The 24998-nt window shown below is 64.4% G+C and carries 18 protein-coding genes; 13 read left to right on the top strand and 5 right to left on the bottom strand.

The genetic code is table 11. The features are described from left to right. Nucleotides 1-8: 8 nt before the first annotated feature. Nucleotides 9-3059: a TonB-dependent receptor gene (locus FG91_RS03775; protein WP_200878395.1), complete on the bottom strand. Its 3051-nt coding sequence runs from the start codon at nt 3057-3059 to the stop codon at nt 9-11. Between the two features lie 174 nt (nt 3060-3233). Between FG91_RS03775 and FG91_RS03780 the strand changes: the two genes are divergently transcribed. The 11 genes from FG91_RS03780 to FG91_RS03830 all read left to right on the top strand — a co-directional run bounded on the left by FG91_RS03780 (nt 3234) and on the right by FG91_RS03830 (nt 19708). Further along, nucleotides 3234-5420, top strand: a complete 2187-nt coding sequence (locus FG91_RS03780) for a chondroitinase-B domain-containing protein (protein WP_235211934.1) — start codon at nt 3234-3236, stop codon at nt 5418-5420. After that, nucleotides 5417-7579: a heparinase II/III domain-containing protein gene (locus tag FG91_RS03785; protein ID WP_037512187.1), complete on the top strand. Its 2163-nt coding sequence runs from the start codon at nt 5417-5419 to the stop codon at nt 7577-7579. Before FG91_RS03780 ends, FG91_RS03785 begins: the two co-directional genes overlap by 4 nt. Continuing rightward, nucleotides 7576-8859, top strand: a complete 1284-nt coding sequence (locus FG91_RS03790; RefSeq protein ID WP_037512191.1) for an MFS transporter — start codon at nt 7576-7578, stop codon at nt 8857-8859. Before FG91_RS03785 ends, FG91_RS03790 begins: the two co-directional genes overlap by 4 nt. Before the next feature lie 13 nt (nt 8860-8872). Continuing rightward, nucleotides 8873-9625 carry an SDR family NAD(P)-dependent oxidoreductase gene (locus FG91_RS03795; protein WP_037512194.1) on the top strand — a complete coding sequence of 251 codons (753 nt, stop codon included), beginning with the start codon at nt 8873-8875 and terminating at the stop codon, nt 9623-9625. Next, the gene (locus FG91_RS03800; RefSeq protein WP_152567993.1) at nt 9625-10464 is read left to right on the top strand and encodes a rhamnogalacturonan acetylesterase; all 840 of its coding nucleotides are present in this window, start codon (nt 9625-9627) and stop codon (nt 10462-10464) included. The genes FG91_RS03795 and FG91_RS03800 overlap by 1 nt, the downstream gene beginning before the upstream one ends. A 114-nt stretch (nt 10465-10578) precedes the next feature. Then, a complete protein-coding gene (locus FG91_RS03805) occupies nt 10579-13443 on the top strand; it encodes a TonB-dependent receptor (protein ID WP_200878397.1) in 2865 nt (954 codons plus the stop codon). 82 nt (nt 13444-13525) lie between these two features. Then, nucleotides 13526-14272 carry a FadR/GntR family transcriptional regulator gene (locus tag FG91_RS03810; RefSeq protein WP_037512200.1) on the top strand — a complete coding sequence of 249 codons (747 nt, stop codon included), beginning with the start codon at nt 13526-13528 and terminating at the stop codon, nt 14270-14272. Then, nucleotides 14272-15069 (top strand): hypothetical protein, encoded by a 798-nt coding sequence (locus FG91_RS03815; protein ID WP_037512203.1) that lies wholly within the window; start codon nt 14272-14274, stop codon nt 15067-15069. The genes FG91_RS03810 and FG91_RS03815 overlap by 1 nt, the downstream gene beginning before the upstream one ends. Beyond that, the gene (locus FG91_RS03820) at nt 15066-16085 is read left to right on the top strand and encodes a sugar kinase (RefSeq protein ID WP_037512206.1); all 1020 of its coding nucleotides are present in this window, start codon (nt 15066-15068) and stop codon (nt 16083-16085) included. Before FG91_RS03815 ends, FG91_RS03820 begins: the two co-directional genes overlap by 4 nt. Before the next feature lie 184 nt (nt 16086-16269). Further along, nucleotides 16270-18300 carry an elongation factor G gene (locus FG91_RS03825; RefSeq protein WP_037512208.1) on the top strand — a complete coding sequence of 677 codons (2031 nt, stop codon included), beginning with the start codon at nt 16270-16272 and terminating at the stop codon, nt 18298-18300. A 262-nt stretch (nt 18301-18562) separates the two neighbouring features. Next, nucleotides 18563-19708, top strand: coding sequence for a tyrosine-type recombinase/integrase (locus FG91_RS03830; RefSeq protein WP_037512210.1), 1146 nt, complete (start codon nt 18563-18565; stop codon nt 19706-19708). A gap of 172 nt (nt 19709-19880) precedes the next feature. Here the strand turns inward: FG91_RS03830 and FG91_RS03835 are convergent, their stop codons facing one another. Genes FG91_RS03835 through FG91_RS03850 form a run of 4 tightly spaced genes read right to left on the bottom strand, consistent with a single transcriptional unit; the run spans nt 19881 to nt 23263 of the window. Next, nucleotides 19881-20375, bottom strand: coding sequence for a DUF2938 family protein (locus tag FG91_RS03835; protein ID WP_037512211.1), 495 nt, complete (start codon nt 20373-20375; stop codon nt 19881-19883). Between the two features lie 22 nt (nt 20376-20397). Further along, the gene (locus FG91_RS03840; protein ID WP_235211930.1) at nt 20398-21336 is read right to left on the bottom strand and encodes a LysR family transcriptional regulator; all 939 of its coding nucleotides are present in this window, start codon (nt 21334-21336) and stop codon (nt 20398-20400) included. A gap of 18 nt (nt 21337-21354) precedes the next feature. Further along, entirely contained in the window at nt 21355-22728 is a 1374-nt protein-coding gene (locus FG91_RS03845; RefSeq protein ID WP_037512217.1) for an amidohydrolase family protein, read from the bottom strand. Between the two features lie 16 nt (nt 22729-22744). After that, nucleotides 22745-23263: a nuclear transport factor 2 family protein gene (locus tag FG91_RS03850; RefSeq protein WP_037512219.1), complete on the bottom strand. Its 519-nt coding sequence runs from the start codon at nt 23261-23263 to the stop codon at nt 22745-22747. A 172-nt stretch (nt 23264-23435) separates the two neighbouring features. Between FG91_RS03850 and FG91_RS03855 the strand changes: the two genes are divergently transcribed. Both FG91_RS03855 and FG91_RS03860 read left to right on the top strand, forming a co-directional pair. Beyond that, nucleotides 23436-23831, top strand: a complete 396-nt coding sequence (locus tag FG91_RS03855; RefSeq protein WP_037512221.1) for a RidA family protein — start codon at nt 23436-23438, stop codon at nt 23829-23831. Nucleotides 23832-23871: 40 nt separating this feature from the next. Then, nucleotides 23872-24975 carry an amidohydrolase family protein gene (locus FG91_RS03860; protein WP_037512316.1) on the top strand — a complete coding sequence of 368 codons (1104 nt, stop codon included), beginning with the start codon at nt 23872-23874 and terminating at the stop codon, nt 24973-24975. Nucleotides 24976-24998: the final 23 nt, after the last annotated feature.

Genomic DNA, 24998 nt, shown 5'->3' on the forward strand with positions numbered 1-24998 from the left:
CGGGGCGCCTAGAATTTCACGCTGAGCCCCGCCGTGATCCGACGATCGGTGAGACCCTGGAAGCAGAGCAGCGCCTTGTCGTTCACGCAATATTGATTCTGGTCGCCGCGCAGCAGGTTGATGCCCTCGACACCGACGTTGATGTGGTCGTTGATGTCATAGTTGATGCTGGCATTGAGCTGCCCGCGCGCGCCGTTGATCAGCGGCAGCCCGAAGAAGAAGGGATCGTTGGACACATAGCTCGAGCGCCATGTGTAGCGGAGTCGCGCGTTGAGTCCGTATTTGTCGTAGAACAGCGTCGTATTATACGCATATTTCGACAGGTTCGTCAGCGAGATGAGGTCCCGCGAACCCGGATGGCCGAGTTGGGTGAAGACGGTGCGAGGGCCATCGGCGGCGCGATACTCGCGCGCCGAGCCGCCCGCCTTCTGGTAGGTGAAGTTGCCGATGAAGCCGAAGCCCGAGGCAAAGCCGAGCGTGTCTTCCCATGCCGACAGATCGTGCTGGAAGGCGACCTCGACGCCGGTTTGCGTCGTCGTTCCCGGAACGTTGAACGTCGAACTGCGCGGGACGCAGATGCCGACCCCCTGAATGGGGTTGTTGATGTTGCGATTGGCGATCGGATTATAGATGCCGCCGCCCGGGCACGACGGGTCGATCGAGATGTTGAGATTGCCGCCCGCATCGAGGTTCGGCGCCGGATCCTCCTGCCGCTGCGCGAACAAATTGGTGCGGCTCTTGTGGAAGAAGCCGATGCTGATCAGGCTCGACGGGGCGAAATAATATTCGCCCGACAGATCGAACGACCACACGGCTTCGGGAACGAGGTCGGGGTTGCCGACCGCGACGGGCGTGTTTGCGCCGGTGCCGAACGAAAAGGAGGTCGACAGCGTGTCGAAGTTCGGGCGGCGGATGTCGCGCGCGATCCCGGCGCGGACGAGGAGCTTGTCGGCGGGTTCGAGGACAAGGCTGAAGCGTGGCAGCAGGAAATTGTACGAACTCTTCGCGACCGTCTGTCCGGTCACCGCGCCATTGGCGATGTTGTTGCCCGTGGACGAAATCTTGGTGTGCAGCCAGCGGAAACCCGCATTTCCGCGCACCGGCATGCCGGCGATCTCGCCTTCCATATTGGCCTGGAAATAGGCGGCGTTCGTCGTTTCCTTGATGCTGAAGAAGCCCGCGAAGGATTCGGTCGGGGTTGCCAGCGATGCGACCGCGGGCCCCTGCGTTCGCGCGGCGTTGCTCGCCGCGATCGCCTTGTTCAGCGATTCCAGCACCTTGGCCGGGTCGCGGAACGCCAGTCCGCCGTCGATCAGCAGGAAGTCGGCGAACGACAGCCGGCGCCCGTCGGCGGCGTCGAAGTTGCGCGGGCCGGGGATCAATATGTCGGAGAACAGATCACCCGACGGCCGGTTCCACGCGCTGGTCGTGTTGGTCAGGCTGACATTGTTCGAAAATTCGCTGTTTTCCGCCGACGTCCGGTTCCAGCGATAGCCGAAGTCGAGCGATGTGACGAAGGGATTGAGGTTCGTCGTGTCGTAGGAGAAGTCGAGGCGCGCGGCGCGTTCCTGATTGTCGGTCGAATTCGCGCCCTGCGTGACCTGTTGCAGCTGGTAATTGGCGGGGTCGAGCAATTGCGCGACCGTCGGCGCGAAGGGGCTGGCCTGATCGATGCCGAATTGCAGCGTGCCGCCGCGCAGGTCGAATTCGATCGGCACGCCATTGTCGATGCTCCGCCCGATCACCGGCTGCGGCCCCTTGGGGTTGATGAAATCGAGCGTCGTCGAGAAGTTCGGGAAATCGGATTTGGAGGTCGACAGCGACACCTCGGCGCGCACCTTCAAATTGTCGGTCGCCTGCCATTCGGTGCCGAGATCGAACACCCGGCTTTTGGTGACGCGCGCGCCTGTGTCGCTTGACGTCCTCAGATTCGGGTCGACCACGCTGCCGGTGGTGCCGCCGATGCCGATGGTGCCTGCAACCGCCGCTTGCACGGTGCCGAGGTCGATCGGGCCGTTCGGTCCGTCGAGCCGCCCGAAATCGACCGTTTCGAACGCGGTGTTGTTCATCGCATCGACGACCGAGGGCGTCGCGGTGCCCGAAATCTGCACGCGGTGGCTCTGCTGTCCGCGCTCCTGATTGTTGAGCGTCGCGTCGAAATAGAATTTCAGGTCGTCATTCGGCTTCCATTCGAGCGCGGCGGTGCCGTTGTACGTCTCATACTCGTAGTTCTCCAATCCCTGCTGGAGGAACTGGATGCGCAGGAACGGAAAGGCCTCGGCGCTCGGGCCCGAGCCCGGCAGGACGAGCGCGTCGCGGTCGACGCGCGGCTTGAACGACGCGACATCCTGCCGCGCATAGCTGCCGCTCACGACGATGCCGATCTCGCCGATGCCCGTGTCCCACCGGTTGCCGAGCGTCGCGGACAGGCGCGGCAGCGTCGATTTCGACAGGTCGCTATTCTCCATCTGCGCGCGCGCGGCGATCAGCGGGTCCTTGAGGTCGAGCGGGCGGATCGTCCGCAGGTTGATCGTGCCGCCGACCGATCCCTCGATCGTCTGCGCGGTCGGGACCTTCGTCACCTCGACCGAGGCGATCAGCGCGGCGGGCAGATCCTCGAAGCTGATGCCCGAGCGGCCGGCACCCGATCCTACGGTCGAAACGCCATTGATTTCGGTGCGGTTCGCGTCGGTGCCGCGGATCTGGACGGCGTTGCCGACACCGGCTTGCCGCGTGATCTGAACGCCGGTGACATTTTCCAGCACTTCGGCGAGGTTCTGGTCGGGCAGCTTGCCGATATCTTCGGCCTGGATGACCTCGACGATATTGTCGGTGGCGCGCTTCTCGCCCAGCGCGGTGGCAAGGGAACTGCGAATGCCCGTTACGACGATCGCATCATCGCCTGTCTCATCGGCGGCGGCTGCCGCGCTATCCTGTGCGGCTATGTCCTGCGCAAAGGCCGGGCTCGCAAGCATCGCCAGCGCGGTGGTCCCGAGCAGCGCCGCCGCAAGGTTAATTTTGCCGGCGCCCGATACGCGAACGATGCTGCCCCGAATCATCCCACTCTCCCTGTTTGATCTTGTTTGGAGGGAAGCTCGCTTTGTCAGACCAATATGTCAACCCACGTTGTATACCGATATCGGGTTGATATTGTCCTACCTCTTGTATAGTCCAATGAGCAAGAATCATAAAAAGGGTGAGGCGCAGTGCAGATAAGGGCGTTTTTGACGGTAGTGATGCTGGCCTCGGCGGCCCATCCCGCGCTGGCGCGCGACCTGCTCGTGACGGACCAGACGCAGTATAAGGCGGCGGTGAAAAAGGCGCAGCCGGGCGACACGATCATCCTCGCCGATGGCGAATGGCGCGATTTCCAGATCGTCTTCACCGGCAATGGCAGCGCCGCCAAGCCGATCTCACTGACGGCGCAGACCAAGGGCAAGGTGCTTATCACCGGCCAGTCGAACCTGCGCATCGGCGGCCAGCACCTGCTCGTCTCGGGCCTTGTCTTTAGAAATGGCGCCAGCCCGACCGGCGAAGTGATCAGCTTCCGCCGCGATTCAAAGGCGCTCGCGACCGACACGCGCGTTACCGAGGTCGTTATCGACGGCTACAGCAAGGCCGACCGCCGCGCCGAGGGCATCTGGGTCGCGCTTTACGGCACCGGCAACCGCGTCGACCATTCGCATTTCGAGGGCAAGACGAACGCGGGCGTGACGCTCGCGGTGATCCGCCGCGCGGGCGATCCGCTCGATAACCGCCACCGCATCGATCATAATTATTTCGGCCCGCGCCCGCCACTCGGCTCGAACGGCGGCGAGACGATCCGTGTCGGCACCAGCGAGGAATCGCTCTCGGCATCGAACACAATCATCGAACGCAATATCTTCGACCGCACGAGCGGTGAGGTCGAGATCGTCTCGATCAAGTCGGGCGGCAATATCATCCGCGAAAATCTGGTGCTCGAGGCGCAGGGCGCGATCGTGCTGCGCCACGGCAACGGCAACCTCGTCGAGCGCAACATCTTCCTCGGCAAGGGGGTGCCCGACACCGGCGGCGTACGCGTGATCAACCGCGACCAGATCGTGCGCGGCAATTATTTCGAAGGGCTCGCGGGCACCTCGTTCAAGAGCGCGATCAGCGTGATGAACGGCGTGCCCAATTCGGTGATCAACCGCTATCATCAGGTCGCGAACGCGCGAATCGAGGGCAACAGCATCATCGACAGCGCGCGGATCACCCTGGCGGCGGGCGCCGATGCCGAACGGTCGGCGGCGCCGACGGGCAGCAGGTTCGAACGCAATCTGATCGTCGGCGCAAAGGGGCAGGACCCGTTCCGTGCCGAAGGCGAAATCGGCGGGATCGCGCTAGCCGGAAACGTCGAGGCAAAGGTCGCGAAGCCGCTGCTGGGCGCAGGCGTCGAACAACGCGAGGTCAAGCTCGAACGCGCCGCCAACGGCCTGCTATATCCGGTCGATCCGGCGCTTGCCGCGGTCGGCGCGCCGCGCGACCTGAAGCCGGTGACGCGGGCTGAGGTTGGCGTCAGTTGGTATCGTGGCGATGCGCCCGAAGCGGCATTCGGCGGCGGAAGCAAGCGGCCGCTTGCCACCGGCGCATCGCTCGCGCAGGCGGTCGCCGATGCGAAGGCGGGCGATACGCTGACGCTCGCGACCGGCACCTATGACGTCGCCGCGCCGCTGACGGTGCGGCACCGGCTGACCATCGCGGGCGCGACGGACGCGAAGCCCGTGCTGCGTGTCGCGTCGAGCCTTGCGCGCATCGAAGGCGGCGGAGGATTGCGGCTCGAAAATCTGGCGGTCGACGCGAGCGCGGCATCTGGCGACGGCGCGCTGATCGCGATCGTGAGCGGCGTGGCGCCCAACTATAACGTCACGCTCGACGGCGTGTCGGTGCGCGGTCCCGGCAAGGGCCGGCTCGACGGCATCGCCATGGCGCAGGGTACTTTCGCCGACGACGTCACGATCACGAACAGCGACTTCGCCGAGATGGGCGTCGTCGTCGCGGCGACGGGCGAACAGGAACCCAAGGGCTGGTATCCGATGGAGCGGCTGACGATCAGCGGCAGCCGCTTTGCGCGCGTCGCGATGGTCGCCGACCTCTTGCGCAAGGGCACCGATGAAAGCACGTTCGGCCCCTGGTTCGCGATGACCGGATCGAGCGTCGCCGGCAGCGGTGCGGGCGGCGCGTCGCTGCGTATCTCGGGCGCGCAGCACGCCGATATCGTCCAGAATAATTTCGCCAAATCGGACGGCATAATCGTCATCCATTCGGTCGGCGCGCCCGAAACGCGGATCGCGTCGAACGCCTTTGCCGCGACGCCCGCGCCGCGGATCGAGGAACTCGCGTGGAAAGGTCCGCCGCGCGGGCTGATCGCGGGCAATGTCGTGGAGGCGCGCCCGTGACCCGTACCATCGCGCTCTTGCTCGCCGCGGCCGCGCTGCCGGTCATCCCCGTTTCGGCGCAGACGCCGCCCGCCGCTTCAGCGCAGGCGTTCGCGCCGATGTTCGCTGCCGAGATCGCGCGCTCCAAGGCCGGCGCCGATGCGTCGATCCGGGCGGGCATCAATGTGCCCGTGCCCAAGGACCCCGGCGGCGGTTTCACGCACGAACAGCACAAGCGCAATTACCGCACGATCTTCGAGGGCGGTCAGCTCTTCCGCCTGACCGGCGACGTGCGCTACCGCGATCATGTCCGCGACCTGCTGCTCGCCTACGCCGGCCTTTACCCAAAGCTCGGGCCGCATCCCGCCGCGTCGAACCAGGTTCCGGGTCGTCTCTTCTGGCAGAGCCTGAACGACAGCGTCTTCCTCGTGAACGCGGTGCAGGGCTATGCCGAGATCCGCGATGCGCTGTCCGCCGCCGACCGCAAGCGCATCGACGATCAGGTAATCCGCCCGATGGCGCGCTTCTTGTCCGACGGCTCGCCCGAGGTCATCAACCGCATCCACAATCATGCGACATGGGCCGCGGCGGGCGTCGGCCTGTCGGGCTATCTGCTCGGCGACCGCGACCTTGTCGACAAGGCGCTGCTCGGGCTCGACAAGAGCGGCAAGGCCGGCTTCCTGCGCCAGCTCGACCTGCTTTTCTCGCCCGACGGCTATTATGCCGAAGGACCCTATTATCAGCGCTATGCGCTCCAGCCTTTCGTCGTCTTCGCGGCCGCGATCGCGGCAAATGACCCCGATCGCAAGATTTTCGAATATCGGGGCGGCATCGTGCTGAAGGCGATCCGCACCGCGATCGACGTGACGCACGACGGCTATTTCCTGCCGATCAACGATGCCATGCCCGACAAGAGCCTGCGCACCGAGGAACTATATCACGCGGTTGCCATCGCCTATGGCGCCACCAAGGACCCGACTTTCCTGTCGATCGCCGACTGGCAGGGGCGCACGGTGCTGACGCCGGCGGGCCAGGCGATGGCGGCCGATCTTGCGGCGGGGAATGCCAAACCCTGGCCCTTCGGCTCGCGGCTGCTTTCCGATGGTCCCGACGGCAAGGGCGGCGCGCTCGTGCTGCTGCGCACCAAGCCCGATCCGACCGGCCCGCTGCTCGTCGCCAAAAACACGGTGCAGGGCATGGGACACGGCCATTTCGACCGGCTTGGCTGGCTCTATTATGACGAAACCGGCGCGGTCGTGACCGACTATGGCGCAGCGCGCTTCCTCAATGTCGAGGCGAAGCGCGGCGGGCGCTACCTCCCCGAAAACGACAGCTGGGCGAGCGCGACGATCGCGCACAATACGCTGGTGGTCGACGAGCAAAGTCATTTCGGCGGCGACTGGAAAGCCGGCGAAAAATCGGGGACGCGCCAGCTCGCCGCCTCGCTCGACGGCCCGACCCGCTACGCGATCGGTGAAATCTACAGCGCGTATAAGGACGTCAAAATCCGCCGTGCGCTGTTGCTCGTCGAGGTCGACGGCCTCGCCAACCCCCTCACGCTCGATATCCTCCACGGGACTGGCAGCGGCAGGCATCGTTATGACCTGCCGCTGCATTTTTCGGGGCATATCATCGACAGCGACATTGCCTTCGACCGCAAGCTCGCCGAGCGCCCGGTGCTCGGCAAGGCGAACGGCTACGAGCATCTGTGGGTCGACGGCGAAGGCACGAAAGCCGGCAAGGCGCGACTGACGTGGATGCAAGGCAGCCGGTTCTACAGCTACCATATGGTGCCGCCGGCGGGCGCGCGCTTCATCGTCGCCGAAAGCGGCGCCAACGATCCCGAGTTCAATCTGCGCCGCGAACCCGCGCTGATCCAGCGCGTCGACGGCGCGGCGGGCGCGACCTTCGTCAGCCTGCTCGAACCCCACGGCGCCTATGACGCGTCGGCGGAAACGGTCGTCGCGAGCAGCGCGCGTGTGTCGGCGCTTGAGCACCGCAAGGAAAAGGGCGTCGACCTCGTCCTGATCACCCTCGTCGACGGGCGCCGCATTGTACTCGCGGTTGCGGAGGATGTTGCCGCCGATGCGAAGCACAGCATCACCGTCGATGGCCGCACCGTCGCGTGGACCGGCCCCGTCGGCCGCCTCGACCTCGCCAAAACCGGAGCGAAGAAATGAGCAATATCAAGGGTCGCTTCCGCTGGTGCGTCATCGCGCTGATCGCGCTCGCGACGGTGATCAACTACATCGACCGCAACGCGCTCGCCGTGATGTGGCCCGAAGTGTCGAAAGAAATCGGCGCCACCAAGGAAGATTATGCGCTGCTAGTGACGATCTTCATGATCTTCTACGCCTTCGGCCAGTCGCTGTTCGGGCGTATCTTCGACGCCATCGGCACGCGAATGGGCTTCACCATCTCGATTGTCGTCTGGTCGCTGTCGATCGCCGCCCATGCGCTGGTGCGCTCGATGCCGCTCCTGATGGTCCTGCGCGCCACATTGGGCGTCAGCGAGGCGGGCAACTGGCCCGGCGCGGCAAAGGCAAACGCGCTCTGGTTCCCGTCGCGCGAACGTGCCCTGGCGCAGGGCATCTTCAACGCCGGGGCATCGCTCGGCGGTATCATCTCGGCGCCGCTGATCGCGCTGCTGTTCGTCCAGTTCGGCTGGCACGGCACCTTCCTGTTGATCGGCGTGCTCGGCTTCATCTGGCTCGTTCCCTGGCTTTGGTTCTACAAGGCCGATCCCGAAAAGCATCCGGGGCTGAGCGAGGAAGAGCGCGACTATATCCTGACCGGGCGCACCGAGGCGGGACGCGACGACAGCCGCCGCGTGCCGCTCGGCGAACTGCTGCGCTATCGCCAGAGCTGGGGCGTGATCCTCTCGCGCTTCTTCCTCGACCCGGTGTGGTGGCTCTTCGTGTCGTGGCTGCCGATCTATCTCGCCGAAACCTTCGGCTTCGACGTCAAGCAGATCGGCCTCTTCGCCTGGGTGCCCTTCGTCGGCGCGATGCTCGGCAGCCTGTTCGGCGGCTGGTTCGCGGGGCGGATCATTGCGGGCGGCGGCGGCGTTCACAAGGCGCGCACGCTGACCATCGCGATCGGCTGCGCGATCATGCTGCCCTCGCTGCTGTTCACGATCGGCGCGAGCGAGCCGCTCTCCGCGGTGCTGCTGATCGCGTGCATCCTCTTCGGATTCCAGATGGCCATCGGCAATATCCAGACGCTGCCCAGCGACTATTTCGGCGGCGGCGCAGTCGGCAGTCTTGCCGGGATCAGTGGCACCGCCGCGGTCGCGGGCACGCTCATCACGACGTGGCTCGTCCCTGTGCTCACCACGACAAGTTACGCGCCGATCTTCGCGCTCAGCGCGGCGATCGTGCCGATTTCCTTCCTGTGTTTCTGGCTGGTCGGCGGTCGCGTCGAACCGGTCACCATCAAACCCACCCACAATCAAGAATAAGGAATAGCATCACATGACTCTCCAGGGGAAAACCGCGCTCGTCACCGGCGGCGGCCGCGACATCGGCCGATCGGTCTCGATCGCCCTCGCCCGCGCCGGCGTTCGCGTCGCGATCAACTATAACAGCGGCCGCGAAGCCGCCGAAGACACGCTGAAGACGATTCAGGATGCCGGCGGCGACGCCTTCCTCGTGCAGGCCGACGTCACCGACAGCAGCGCGGTCAAAACGATGCTGGAAGAAGTCGGCGTCGCGTTCAGCGGCCGACTCGACATCCTCGTCAACCTCGCGGGCGGCATGGTCGCGCGCAAGACGCTGAGCGAGATGGACGAGGAATTCTTCGACCATGTCATGACGCTCAACCTCAAATCGGCCTTCCTCGTCCTGCAGGCGTCGCAGCCGTTCCTCGGCGAAGGATCGGCAGTCGTGAACGTATCGTCGCTCGCTGGCCGCGACGGCGGCGGCCCCGGCGCGTCGGTCTATGCGACCGCGAAGGGCGCGCTGATGACCTATACCCGCTCGATGGCGAAGGAACTCGGCCCGCAGGGCATTCGCGTCAACGCCGTCTGCCCCGGCCTGATCGGCACCAGCTTCCACGACATCTTCTCGAAGCCCGAGGGTCGCGCTGCGGTCGCGGGCAATACGCCGCTGCGCCGCGAAGGTCATCCCGACGAGGTCGCCGACACGATCGTCTATCTCGCCTCGCCGGCGGCGAGCTTCCTCGCGGGCGTCTGCCTCGACATCAACGGCGGGCTGGGCTTCTCCTGATGCGCCGGCTCGCCCCGATCGCCGTGGCTGCCCTGCTCGCGAGCGGGGCGCAGGCCCAGACCCGCGAGCGGACCGATGCCCCGCCGCTCGAGCCGTACAAGATCATCCTCGTCGGCGATTCGACGATGGCGCCGCACAGCGGCTGGGGCGGGGCGTTTTGCTCGCGCCACGTCAAATCGTCGGTTGCGTGTCTTAACGCCGGGCGCGGCGGGCGCAGCACGCGCAGCTATCGTCAGGAAGGCGGCTGGGACATCGCGCTCGCCGAGGCGAAGGTGCCGGGCTATCGCGGCACCTGGGTGCTGATCCAGTTCGCGCATAACGACCAGTCGAGCAAATCTGAGCGCTGGACCGACGAGACAACCGAGTTCCCCGCCAACCTCCGCCGCTTCGTCGAAGAGGTGAGGGCGGCGGGGGCGACGCCGGTGCTCGTGACGCCGCTGACGCGGCGCGAGTTCAAGGATGGCAAGCTCAGGAACACGCTCGCGAGCTGGTCCGATCAGGTGCGCGGCGTCGCCAAGGCGATGGACGTGCCGCTGGTCGATCTCAACGCGCTGAGCGCCGCACAGGCACAGGAAATGGGCGCGGAAATGGCGACCAAGCTGGCGCAGGAACCGCCGACGGCTGAGGAACTTGCCGCGGCGAAGGCGGGCACAACGCTGACCGCACGCCCGGCGCCGCCCGAACCGGCGCCGATTACCGGTGACGGCGCGCGCGGACAGGTGACGCGCAAGTTCGATTACACGCACCTCGGCGACATCGGCGCCGAGGTCACCGCCAAGCTGGTGACGCAGGCGCTCGCGCGCGCGGTGCCCGGGCTGCGGAGCCAACTCGTTCGCTAGCAATACGTGTATGGCAAAATGGACTAACCAATTTGCCATACACAGTGGTTGACAATTTTGCAGCCATGCCTGACAGCATTGGTCAGAACAGAATCGACTTTTGGGAGAGACGACGTGAATTCTCGTAATCAGATCCGTGCGCGCATGCTGCGCGCCGCGCTGCTCGCCGGTGCCGGCTCGACGCTGCTGATCGCCGCGACGCCGGCGATCGCGCAGGACGCGCCCGCGCCGCAGGCCGAGCCGGAAGAAGACGCGATCGTCGTCACCGGTATCCGCGAAACGATCCAGAATTCGATCAACACCAAGCGCGAAGAGACGGCGATCGTCGACGCGCTGTCGTCGGACGACATCGGCGACATTCCGGCGATCTCGGTCGGGCAGGCGATCCAGACGATTACCGGTGCGACGACGCACCGCGAAAAAGGCGACGCGTCGGAAATCGCGCTGCGCGGGCTCGGCCCCTTCCTGTCGAACGCGACCTTCAACGGCCGCGATGCGTCGAACGGCAGCGGCGACCGCTCGGTGAACTTCAACCAGTTCCCCTCCGAACTCGTCAACAATATCAAGATCTACAAGACCCAGCAGGCGAGCCTCGTCGAAGGTGGCGTCGCGGGCACGATCGAGATCGGCACGCTGCGCCCGCTCGACTTCGGCAAGCGCCGCCTGCAGGGCGAAGTGAAGGCGCAGTTCAACCCCTATGGCGACCGCGTCACCGGCGGGTCGGGCGGTATCGGCTGGCGCGGGACGCTGAGCTATGTCGACCAGTTCGCGAACGACACGATCGGCATCGCGATCGGTGTCCAGCGCAACGACACGAACAATCCCGAGGAAACTTACGCCGCGTCGACCACCTGGACCGCGTGCCAGGCGTCGCCCGTCGTCGCGAACGGCAATTGCGACGAATTTGAGCGCCGGGAATATGGGCAGGACCGGCCCTTTTACCTCGTCCCCAACGCCTATACCTTCCGCCAGATCAGCGAGACCGACAAGCGCGATGCGGTGTTCGGCGCGATCCAGTTCCGCCCGACCGACACGCTCGACATCAATCTCGACGTCCAATATTCGGACCGCACCTTCGTCGAGAGCCGCCGTGACCTCAACCTGTCCGAAGGCCGCGTCGGCCTGACCAACGTCGTCTATGACGAAAATGGCATCGTCCAGAGCCTGAACGGCCTGTCGGCCATCGAATCGAACGGCTCCGAACTGTCGCGGTCGGAGGAATATCTGGGCGGCGGCCTGTCGGTCGACTGGGAAGCGAGCGACCGTCTGACGATCAAGCTCGACGGCAGCTATTCGCGCACGATTCGCAAGGAAATCGAACGCAACGTCCGCCTGCGCACCGCGGCGACCGACGTCAACGGCGTGCGTACCGTGTTCAACAACCGGCGCATTCCCTATAAATATGAGATCATGCCGGGCAGCTTCGTGCCAACGATCACGATCGACCCGCGCTTCGACCTCAACAATCACGATCTCTTCTGGGAGGACGCGCGCTTCCGCCGCGATGAGGCCAAGCGCCACAACGAAATTTTCGCCGGCCGCTTCGACGCGACCTATGAGCTCGACGGTTTCCTGAAGAATATCTCGGCCGGCGGCCGCTGGTCGCGGCTCACCTATCGCGACTACGACCTGCGTAACGAAGATCCAAGCCTGGTCACACCGACCGCGACCGACAAACGGATCAACAATATCTGCCGTCAGGCCTTCCCGCAGACCGATTTCCTCTCGGCGGCGAAGGGCAACAGCATCAACAGCTGGGCGACCTTCGACGTCGACTGCCTGTTCCGCGAATATCTGGGCACCGAGGACCCGGGCCTGCCCGACGAGATGCGTTCGGTCGCGAGCCGCAACGTCAAGGAAACCACGCTCGCGGGCTATGTGATGGCCGATTATGAAAGCGACCTCGGCAGCATGCCGGTGCGCGGCAACATCGGCGTGCGCGTCGTCAACACCCGCGTCACCTCGAAGGGGCTGCGCAGCGACCTCATCGTCGTTCCCGACCCCAGCGGCGATGGCTCCTTCACGCTCGACGAAACCGGCGATTTCGTGACCGAAACGATCAAGAGCAGCAACACGCGCATCCTGCCCAGCGTCAACGCGATCTTCGAGGTCGCACCGGACACCCTCGTTCGCCTCGCCGGCTATCGTGCCATGTCGCGTCCCAACCCCAGCGCGCTCGGCGCCGGGCGCACGATCACGCTGGAAGGCGCCGGGGATTTCACGTCGATCGAGGATGCGATCGACAATATCCGCGCCAACGGCAGCCCGCGCCTGAAGCCGCTGATGTCGTGGAACGGCGATCTGTCGGTCGAATGGTATCCGAACAAGGACAGCCTCCTGTCGGCGACCGTTTATTACAAGCAATTCAACGGCGGCTTCCAGCCGGTCGTGTTCGACGAGGATTTCACGATCGACGGCGAGACGGTGTCGATCCCGGTGACGCAGACGCGCAACAGCCCCGACAAGTCGCGCATCTATGGCCTCGAACTGACCGCGGCGACGCGCTTCAGCTTCCTGCCCAAGCCGCTCGACGGCCTCGGCGCGAAGGTCAGCTATAATTATGCCGATTCCAATTTCGAAACGCAGGACATTCGCCTCGGCGACCAATATGATCCGGTCACCGAAGAGGTCAGCGAAGGGATCATCCCGCCGGCGGGCCTGTCGGGTTATTCGAAGCATGTGCTGTCGGCGCAGGCCTATTATGACATCGGCCCCGTCTCGCTGCAGGCGATCTACAATTATCGTTCGAGCTATTTCCAGGACTTCGTGGGTGGCAACAGCCAGCTGCGCTATGTCGGTCCGAGCGAGACGGTCGACTTCCGCGCGTCGTTGAACCTGATGCCGGGCGTGTCGCTCCGCTTCGAGGCGCTCAATATCTTCAACGAGCCGAAGGCGACCTACATGCCGGTCTATGGCAGCAGCCGTCAGTATCACTATTATGGCGCGAAATATTTCGTCGGCATCCGGGCGCGAATTTGAAACTAAGTTCGGTCATGGGCTTCAAACTTGTCCTACCGGATTGTATGGACTTCCTGACGCTTGTGCGGGGAGAAGATTGACCATGGCCGAACGCCGCCTTTTTGAAGATGTCGCCGACACGATTCGGCGCCTGATTCTCGACGGAACCTTTCCGCCGGGGACGCGGCTGCCGGGCGAGCGTGAGCTTTCCGAGCGCTTCGAGGTCAGCCGGGTGACGATCCGCGAGGCCGAGATCGCGCTGCAGGCGACGGGGTGGATTCACATCCGCACCGGCGCGGGCGCTTATGTCGAGGCGATCCTGCCCGGCGACAATGCGATATTGCCCAAGGTCAGCGCCTTCGAACTGACCGAGGCGCGCTCGCTGTTCGAGGCCGAAGCCGCGGCGCTCGCGGCGCCGACGATTTCGGCTGAAACGCTCGCCAAACTCGACGAATTGCTCGGGGCGATGGCCGACGACAGCAAAAGCGAGGAAGAGATCAGCGCGATCGACCGCGAGTTTCACATGACGATCGCCGCGGCGTCGAGCAACAAGGCGATCATTCACGTGATCGAGAGCCTGTGGCGGATGCGGATGGAATTGCCCGAGGTGCGGAGCAGCCATTCTTTGGTGTGCCGCAAGGACGGCAGCGCGCGCCAGGCCGAGCATGCCGATGTCGTCGCGGCGCTGCGCAATCGCGATGCGACCGGCGCCCGGCTCGCGATGCGGCGCCACTTCAACCGCCTGATCGAATCGATGCTCGACGAGACCGAGGAACGCGCGATCGTCGAGCTGCGCCGCCAGTCTGCCGAAAGCCGCGAACGCTATCTCTTGAGCGCCAAACTGGCCTGATGCCCGACCATGTGCCTTCACCGGCCGCGCCGGATCCGGTCGCGGCGCTGCTCGGTGCACGCCTGTCGGGACGTGCGCTGACCGCCTTTCCCGCGCCAGTGCCCGCTACGCTCGCCGAAGCTTATGCGGTACAGCAGCGCCTGATTGCGGCACTGGGCGCGCCAGTCCTCGGGTGGAAGGTTGGGCGTATTCCGCCAGCATTGATCGAGGTTCTGGGCGCTGAGCGTGTTGCGGGACCCGTGCTCCGGATCGCCGAACTCGACGGGGATGTTCCGGGCGCGGCGGCGATCTTCGCCGGTGGCGCCGGTGCGATCGAGGCCGAGGTGATGTTGCGTCTGCGCGCGGTGCCCGACCGGCTGACTGGCGGTGACGACGGTGCCACATGGGTCGACGAGATCCGCGCCGGGTTCGAAGTCGCAAGCTCGCCCGCACCCGACGTCCACGACCATGCCCCCTATGGCATCATCGCCGATATCGGCATCAACAACGGGCTCCTGCTGGGGCCGAGGCTGAAAATCGACGATTTCGCGACGCTCGCCGTCGAAACCAAGATCGACGGCGTAACCGTCGGAACCGGGCGCGCGATCGACGTGCTCGACGGTCCGTGGGGATCGCTCAATTTCCTCGTCGATCTCCATCGGCGCGGCGTCATCGAACTGAAGCCCGGACAATGGGTTTCGGCCGGGGCGATCACCGGGGTCCATCCGATCGGCATTGGCGGGACGGCGGCAGCCCTCTTCGGTCCGGCCGTCCATATTGCCTGCACCGCCATCGCGGAAACCGGATTCAAGCCATGATCGCCCCCCAAGGACGCATCGCCTGCTTCGGCGAAATCGTCATGCGCGTCTCGGTGCCGCACGGCGAACTGCCGCTGCAATCGGCGCGCTTCGACGCGCATGTCGGAGGCGCCGAGGCGAATGTCGCCGTCGCGCTGGCGAAGCTTGGCCATGACATGGCGATGATCAGCGCGGTCCCCGAAGGGCCGATCGGCGACGGCGTGCTCGGGGAGCTGCGCCGCCACGGCGTCGATGTCGCGTCGGTGCGCCGCCCCGCGGGCCGCATGGGTCTTTATTATTACCTGCCCGGCGGTCCGATGCGGCCGGCCGAGGTCGTCTATGACCGCGCTGGCTCGGCTTTTGCCGAGGCCGGGCCGGGCGACTGGAACTGGGACCGTCTGCTGGACGGAGCCGGCTGGCTGCATGTCTCGGGCGTTACCCCCGCGCTCGGGCCGAACAGCGCGGAAGCGGTGCTCGAAGCCGTTACGCGCGCGCGGGCGGCCGGGGTCGGCGTGTCGTTCGACGGCAATTGGCGCGGACGCCTTTGGGATCGCTGGCAGCCCGATCCCGCGGCGATATTGAAGCCGATCGTCGCGCAGGCGACGCTGCTGTTCGGCAATCATCGCGACGCGGCGCTGCTCCTCGGCCGCGAATTCTCGGGCGAAGCCGAAGACCGGCGGCGCGAGGCGGCCCTCGCGCTGCTCGATCACTTTCCGTCGCTCGAATATGTCGCATCGACCGCGCGCGAGATAGTCGGCGCGGACGTCCACCGGATCACGGCGCGTATCGATACACGCGACAAAGGCGGCGCGAGCGATCCCACCGTCGTCGCGCCGGTGATCGACCGGGTCGGAACCGGCGACGCGTTCGCGGCCGGCGTTCTCGACGGATTGTGGCAAGGGAGGGGCTTGGCCGACGCAGCGAAGCGCGGCCTCGGGCTATCCGTGCTCAAACATGGCATCTACGGCGATTTTGCGCCATTTTCGCGCGCGATGGTCGACCGCGTTTCCGACGTAGCGCAGGACATTTCACGCTAGACTTCGCCCCTGCTCGAATATGGGAATTTGACCGGCGCGCTAGTTCCATTTTTGGAGGGCAGCGCAAAGTCCGGGACATTCGGACCTTTAAATGATCTTGTGTTCGGGTGCGTTGAGGTCGATCCTCGCAATTCCAGCGAGTCATTTTCCGGCGAGGAAAATAGGCAGGCAGGAGGAGAGCGACATGGATGGGACTATCCACGGCACCAGAGCCATCGCGATCGTCGGACCCGCCGGCACAGGCAAGACGAGCCTCGCCGAGGCCATGCTGTTCGCGGCGGGAGCCAGCGCCCGGCTGGGCGCGGTCGATGGCGGCAGCAGCGTGGGCGACGCCAGCCCGGAAGCGCGCGCGCGATGTGGCTCGACCGAACTGAACCTGATGCGCTTTGAATGGATGAAGGAAGGCTATGCGCTGATCGACGCGCCGGGGTCGGTGGGCTTTGCGGCGGACGCGGAGATGGCGCTGGCCGTGGCCGATCTGGCGCTGGTGGTGATCGATCCCGACCCGGCGCGTGCGCCGCTGGTCGAACCGACATTGCGACGCCTGGAAGCGCTCCGCCTCCCGCACGCGCTGTTCGTCAACAAGATCGATCAGGCGCGCGGCAGCATCGAGGATCTGCTTGCAGCGCTCCAGCCGCTGAGCGCCACGGCCCTTGTGGCGCGGCAAATCCCGATCCGGGCCGGCGAGCGCGTAGCCGGCTTTGTCGATCTCGCGCTGGAGCGTGCCTATCATTATCAGCCGGGCCGCCGCTCGGAACGGGTGCCGTTGGCCGCCCATCTAAAGAGCGATGAGACCGACGCGCGCTTCCACATGCTCGAACAGCTGGCGGATCATGACGATATACTGCTCGAGCAATTGCTGAACGATGAGAAGCCAAGCTCCGACACAATCTTTGGCGATCTCGCGCGTGAGACGGCAGCGGGGCAGATCGTACCGATCCTGTTTGGCTCGGCGCTCAACGGGTTCGGTATCCGCCGCCTCCTCAAGATGCTGCGCCATGATACACCCCTCGCCGCGCTGACGGCGGATCGGCTTGAGATCGACAGTGCCGCGGCGCAGGTCTTCAAGGTCACGCATGGCAGCGCGGTGGGCCGGCTGGCGCTCGCGCGCGTCTTCGGTGCGCCGCTTGCCGAGGGGGCCGAACTGTCCGGCGCCGATGGGAACCCGATGCGTATCGGGTCCTTGTTCGCGCTGCACGGAGCGGCGACCACGAAGATCGCTCGCGCCGAACCGGGCGACATCGTCGGCATTGCCAAGGTGGATGCCGTCCAGGCAGGCGACCGGCTCGGCGCAGCCGGTCGCCCGCATGCCGTCGTGGACGCGGTGCAGCGGCCGGCACGCAATTATGCGCTGGCGATCGCGGTCACCGACCATAAGGATGAGGTGCGGTTGTCGACAGCGCTCAATCGACTGGTCGAGGAGGACCCCGGCCTGCGCTGGAGGCTCGACGAGGCGACGCAGGAGACGCTGCTCCACGGGCTCAATGACGAGCATCTGGCCGTCGTCCAGGCACGGCTGAAACGGCGTTACGGCGTCGCCATATCGGTGCGTCCGCCCGCGATCGCCTACAAGGAAACGATCCGCAAGACCGTGACAAAGCATGGCCGCCACAAGAAGCAATCGGGCGGGCACGGCCAGTTCGGCGACGTCATCATCGAACTCCGCCCGCGCGGGCGTGGCGACGGCTTTCAGTTCGAGGACCGGATCACCGGGGGCGCGATTCCCCGGCAATGGATTCCGGCGGTCGAGCAGGGCGTGCGCGATGCGATGGCGCGCGGGCCATTCGGCTTTCCGGTCGTCGATGTCGCGGTTGCGCTGGTCGATGGTTCCTTTCACAGCGTCGACAGCTCGGAACTGGCCTTTCGCACCGCCGGTCGGATCGCCATGGCAGAAGCCCTGGCGGCGGCGACGCCCTATCTGCTCGAGCCGCTCGCGCACGTGACCATCCGGGCGCCGGGCAGCGCCGTTTCACGGATCACCTCCGCGGCGACCAGCCGACGCGGCCAGGTGCTGGGAATAACGCCGCTCGAAGGCTGGTCGCGCTGGGACGTGATCGAGTTGCTGCTGCCCGAGGCTGAACTTCCCGGACTGGAGCCCGAACTGCGATCGCTGAGCCAGGGCATGGCGCATTACGAGGCGCGCTTCGACCATCTCGCGGAACTCAGCGAGAAGCTCGCCAGCGCGCTGATCCGCCGCACGCCCGAGCCCGCCTGACCCGAAATAGCCGGGCCCGCGCAACATGCGCATCACCAAAAGGCGGTCCGGGATACTCCCGGGATCGTATGAATATTTGAAAACAAACGATAAATCATAAATGATGGTGCGGTCGAGAAGGGAAAATTATGATCCCAAGTCGTCCCAGCCCGTCCCGTTGAACATGGAATTTACTCGCTTATTTTGATATACTTAGTCCACCTGAGATCATTCCGTCTCATCCAATCCCATGCGTTAGGGTGGACCAAAAGGTGGACTGAATTTGCGCATCAACGTCCTTTCGAAACTGGGGTCGGTTTCGCTCCCGCCAGGCAAGCACGCCGACGGACAAGGGCTATGGCTCGCGAAGCGGACACAGCGAACAGGTAAATGGTTCTTGCGCCTCACCATACACGGCCGCCGTCGTGAAATGGGTCTCGGGCGATGGCCGGACGTGTCCATAGCCGAAGCCCGGGAAAGAGCTGAGGTTGCGCGGCGAACCGTTCGTGAAGGGAAAGACCCGCTCTTCGAAAGAGCCAAGTCTAAACGCGGGGCCAAGCCGCTGACGGTCAGGGAGGTGATCGACGACTGCTTCGAAGCCAGAAAAGCGGAACTGAAAGGCGAAGGTAAGAACGGGAAGTGGATGAGTCCGCTCCTCGTCCACATCATCCCCAAGATCGGTAAATATCCCATTGAGGAGGTCGATCAGCATGTCCTCAAGCAGACGTTGGCGCCGATCTGGCATGAGAAGGCGGAGTCCGCCGAAAAGGCGCTCAATCGCATAAACATCGCTCTGCGGCATGCAGCTGCGCTTGGCTTATCGGTCGATCTGCAAGCTACGATGAAGGCGAAGGCGCTCCTGGGAAAGCAGCGACGGACAACGACGCATGTTCCTTCCATGCCCTATTCTGAGGTGCCGGCCTTCTACAAATCGCTGAAAGAGCAAGCGACGATCTCGGCGAGCGCGCTTCGCTTTCTGATCCTGACGGTGGCCCGCACTACCGAAGTCCGGCTTTCGGCGTCCCCCGAATTTGAGGAGGATATCTGGACGCTCCCGGATGAGCGCACGAAAACGGGGGTAGGCCGCCGGATCCCACTCGTGACCGAGGCGCAGGAGATTGTGCGAGATCGTATTGCCGGATCGGAGACGGATTTTCTGTTTCCTGCGTACCGTGGCCAACCGATTTCGGATGCTGCGATGGCGACGTTGATGAAGCGAGCGGGCCTCGATGCGCGGCCGCATGGATTTAGGGCGAGCTTCCGAACGTGGGTCGAGGAACAGACGGACGCACAATTCGAGGTCAAAGAGGCCTGTTTGGGTCACGTCGTCGACACTGGCGTTGTCGGGGCATACCAGCGGTCAGATCGGCTTGAGAAGCGTCGCTGTCTTTTGCAGCAATGGGAGGCTTTCTTGTTACAGAATGGGTGAAGCCGAAGCGAGATAAAGGTCGGCTTCGCGTCTAAGTCGGCCGTTTCAATCGCTGCCAACCGGGATTCAAAGTGAACGTTGGATTTTTTCCACGAGTAGGTACCGAGCCCTCATCAAATTTGCGTGCGTAGGTCCAGTAGTGGCTAACCGGAGGTCCAGCGGCGTATCGTTGTCAGACCCACGTGCTGGCCTGGATTGCGCCGACGTAAAATCCCGCACCCATGATCGCGTGGGACGTCAGCGTGGTGACGCATAGCTTCAGAGGGGCGGGCGTTTTTGTGCCGGCGATGCCGGCGCCGAGAGCTGGCATGATCAGGAACCAGGCGAAGATTGTTGTAAGTAGCCCTGCAGCGATGGCAGGCATTGGTGTGGGGTGTGCCAGCCAGTCGGTTCCCATCGCGAGGATCAAGGCGAGCGCGAACAGGATTGCGGTCACATAATGGGCGGTCTCGCCCAATATTCGCTCAATGAGGGTGAAGGTTGGGGGGCCTGAGGGGGCGGGAGTCCCGTCGACGGCGGCGAAAGGCGCGAGTAGCCATTTGCCGAGGATGCCCCAATTGGGCGCGCGTATGCCCGCCAGCCGTTGGGCGAGCGCGTTCCAGATATCGAAGGCGAGCGCGCCGAAGATGCCGGTGATTATGGCACCGGCAAACAAGGTGATCGTCATGGGCGAAGTCCTTTGCGGATTTTCAGGCGGAGTCTTCGAGCTCCGCGGCCAGATTGCGGATGCCGTCGGTCATTATGGACAGGAAGCTCGTGGCGGCCGGCGACAGGCCGCGGCTTCCGGGCGTGATCACCGACAGCCACAATTCGGGGGTGGAATCGATCAACGGCCTTCCATCGACCCCGAAGGAACTGAGGAAGCGCTTTCCCCAAGACGGCCAAAGCGCCACGCCCAACCCCGCCGACACCATCCCCAGTGCGGTGAACATCTGGTGGACCTCGATCTCCGGCCCTTCGGTGATGCGTGCCAGTCCGAGGCGGATGTCCAGTTCGCGCCGGATACGCGCCTGTCCCTTGATCGCGATAATCGGCTGACCGCGTAGTTCCGCCCAGCGTACCGCCTCCTTGCGCATCAGCATGTGTTCCGTCGGCGCGATCAGCAGCATTCGCTCTCGGAACAGCGTCGTCGTCTGGACGCCGTCGAGATCGTCGCCAAACACCCCCAGGCCGCAATCGATCTGGCCAGCGGCGACGGCCGGAACAATTTCGCCCGGCGGTACGTCCTCCACGATGATCGAAATTCGGGGATAGAGGCGATGGAAATGCGCCACGATCGGCGGCAGCAAACCCGCTGCCATGATCGGCGGCGCCGCCACCACGACCCGTCCGCGCCGACGGGCGACGCGCTCGATCGTGCTCAGATGCGCATGCTCGATCTCGGCGATGATGCGGCGGGCGTGAACCAGATATTCCTCGCCCGCTTCGGTCAGCGCCAGTTTGCGGGTGGTGCGGTCGAGCAAACGCAGACCGATCGTCTCCTCGAGCTCGCGAAGGAGCACCGAAAGCGAGGATTGGGTCGAATTGACCACGACGGCTGCCGCGGTCAGACTGCCCGCATCGACTGTCGCCACGAAAGCGCGGATCTGCTTCAGCGTGACATTGGATGCGTTCAAGATATCGCTCACCGTGCATCGCCACCGCAGTCAAGTGGCGTCACGACGATAGCCCGATTCCGCGATGATGCGCGAGACCGAATGCAGCATCTCGGTGCGCCGCCGTGCGAGGAGGCCGTCGTCATAAACGAGCTTGCCCCCGCGCTTGCGGACGACGCCGTCGACCAGCACCGTATCGACGTTGGCAGCATTGGCCTGCTGCACCGTGCTGAAGGTCGGCTCGTGGACCGGAAACATGTTGAGCGCGAGGCCGTCGATCAGCACGATATCGGCTTTCTTGCCCGGCGTCAGGCTGCCCAGCCGGTCTTCCATGCCCAAGGCGCGCGCGCCGCCGATCGTTGCCCATTCGAGCACCTGCCGGGGCGGAACGGGCAGATTGGCGAGCGGCGGGCCGCCGGCACGATAGGCGGTGCGCTGGTCGACCGCGCGTTGATAGAGCATCGCGAGCCGCATCTCGTTGAAGAAATCGCTGTTGGCGAGCGGAACGCTGTCGATGCCGAGTGACGGCATTGCGCCCAGTTCGAGCAGCCGGCCGCTGACCGGATCCATCGGATGGACATGGATTTCGATATTGGCGGTCACCGTCACCGACGCGCCGCTCTCGACGATCAGCTGAAGCTCGGCATCGTCGATATAATTGCCATGGACGACATTATGGCTGGCATCGAGCAGGCCGAGCTTCGCCGGAATCCGGAATCCCTCGGGCGAAACCCAGTCACTCGGCCGACGCGCCGCATGCGAGCTCGACAGCAGGCCAAGATCGCGGGCCATACGGAAATCATGCTCGACGACTTCGGGGATCGAGAATTGGGGGCCGAGGATCGCCGCGGCGAGCGTGACGAGCCCGTCGTCCGATGACAGCCGCCCCTTGCGCAATTCTTCGAGCCGTTCGCGCGGGTGCGGAATATGGGTGAAGGGCAATTGTCCTTCCGCGGCGTTCGGTTTGGCCGACCCGTGGCCGAACACCGCGCGAATGCCCGTTTCCTCCAGCGCGTCGATTGAGCGATGCGCATAATCGATCGACGTGATGTCGTGGCACCAGTCGAAGATCGTCGTGACGCCGCCGCTGAGCTGCTCGAGCGCGCCGAGCAACGTGCCGATATAATTGTCGTCGGGCAGGAAGCGGGTGCCAAGATTCCCGTGCATGATCCGGTGATAGTCGGGACCGGTCCAGCCGCTGCCGATCGATCGGAGGCCGGTTTGCCAGGTGTGCAGATGCGCATTGATCAGGCCGGGAATGACGATCTTGTCGCGGGCGTCGATGACTTCGTCGACGTCGGCGACGATGTTCGGGCGAACTTCGGCGATCCGGTCGCCGACGATCAGGATATCGCAGTCGTCGAAGTCGCCGAGCGCCGGGTCGACGGTGACGACGCGGCCGTTGCGGATGAGCGTCCGGGTCATGGTGTCGTCGTGCCGGTCAGTGCGCGAAATGGGCGTAGGACGGATCGTCCCGGCCGACGTCCGCAGCATGGACATAGGTGGTTGTGGACGCGAATTCCTCGGGGGTCAGGATGCGGACCGAGCGATAGTCGCGCAAGGTCCGACGGCTCGCCAACTGCCAGACGCCGTCGGACTTGCGCCAGTTGTCGAGATAGCGCGAATGGGTTTCGCGATCCTCGATGTCGCCATCGGAACGCGAGACGACGAGGTGTGCGGTGGCCGTCGTTTCGCTCACGGCTTCGTCGCCGTGGACTTCGATCAGGACGTTGCCGATGGTGTGGCGGTTGTAGAGCATGTCGGTGTGCGCGGCCATCAGCCAGTCGACAAAGCCGGCCCAGCTGCCGCTGAACATTCCCGGAAAGTCGACCGTCGCCTCATCGGCGCCGATCGTGAGCAGCAATTCCTTGTCGAGCCGGTCAAGACCGCGCGGATAGGTGTGGATCAGCCGCATGATCGCCGACTGCGCCAGAAGGTCGTTTAGATTTTGGTCCTGCACAATGATTCTCGCTGCGGTTGAATGATGCCGCATTTTAGGATCGCTGAATTGATAGGGCGACAGAATTGATTTGATGACTTCATCGTATTTTACGATGAATATCGTTGCCGCCTTGTCAGGGTCAGACGCCGCCCATATGCCGACGGGAGGTTCAGGATGGGATAGGCGTAAAATGCACAAGATCACGATGCCCGAGGGCGTGTTCGAGCCGGTCAAGGGCCTGTATTCGCAGGTCATCACCACGACCTCGCCGATCCGGCACGAGATTGCGGGATCGATCGCCTATGACGCCGAAGGCAATATGCCCGAAACGCTGGTGGACCAGTGCCGGGCGGTGATGCGCAATATCGACCTGTCGCTGAAAGCGGTGGGCATGACGCCGGCCAACGTCATCCGCATCCGCATCTATACGCTCGATATGGATGCCTTTCTGCGCGAGGCGCTCGACATCGTATTCGGCTATTTCGGTGACACGCGCCCGACCTCGACGCTGCTGGAAATCTCACGGCTGGCCAATCCCAAAATGCTGGTCGAAATCGACGCGACCGCCGCCCCGTTCAACGATTGATTGCCGCGCGCCGGTCACGGTGCCGATGGGAGTATTCAAGATGCACGATCATTCCGACTGTTGCGCGAGTCATCCGCGCCGCGACTTCCTGTTGGGCGTGGCCGGCGCCGCGGGGGCGTCGCTTGTGATCGCCGGCGGTGCGCAGGCGGCTGAACAAGCCGCGCCTGTGGCGGCGGGACGGGCCGCCGCGGGCGTGCGCATCGACACGCATGCGCACCTGTGGCCAGTCGAATATCTCGACTTCCTCGAAAAAAATGGTTCCACGGGCACCCCCGTGGCGCGCAATATTCGCGCGACCGACAGCGCCGAGGATTTGAAAGCCCGTTTTGCGATGATGGACGCCGCCGGCGTCCAGATGCAGGTCTTGTCGGCGTCTCCGCAGATTTTGCAGACCGACGATGCTGCCGCCTGCCTGACTGCGGCGAAGATGATCAACGACACCTATGCCCGGCTGGTCGGTCAATATCCCGATCGTTTCATGGCTTATGGCGCGGTGCCATTGCCGCATGTCGACGAGGCGATCGCGGAGGCGCGGCGCTGCGTTGAAGAGCTGGGCTTCCTGGGTATCTCGCTTAACACGCTGGTCGCCAACAAGACGATCGCGGACCCGGCCTATCTGCCTTTCTACGCCGAAATGGACCGGCTCGGCGCGGTCATCTATATCCATCCCACAGGCTGCGGCACGCTGAGCCCGATGGTCAATGACTTCCGGCTCGAGTGGGTAGTCGGGGCGCCGTTCGAGGATTCGCTCGCCGCACTCCAGCTGCTCAAGGCGGACATTCCGCACAAATTCCCCAACATCAAATTTCACGTCGCGCATCTCGGCGGCGTGGTGGCGTTCCTCATGCAGCGCATCGAGGATAATTACACCGGCTGGAAAGCCTTTCCGCGCAGCCCGACCGCCGAACTCAAGAAGATGTGGTTCGATACCGCGAACTTCCACGGGCCGGCGCTGCGCTGCATTGCCGACACCTTCGGCACCGACAAGCTGCTGCTCGGCAGCGATTTCCCTTATTTCCAGGACGAGCTCTACACCCGGATCGTCACCTATATCGAAGAGAGCAAGCTTCCTCCCGAGACGTGCGAGGCGATTTTGAGCGGCAATGTGCGCCGCTTGTACGATCTCGATAAAAAGCGAGCCTGACCGGTCCATCGCTCCGGCGCGCT

It is taken from the genome of Sphingopyxis sp. LC81, assembly GCF_000756375.1.
In the GTDB taxonomy this organism is placed as follows: Bacteria; Pseudomonadota; Alphaproteobacteria; order Sphingomonadales; family Sphingomonadaceae; genus Sphingopyxis.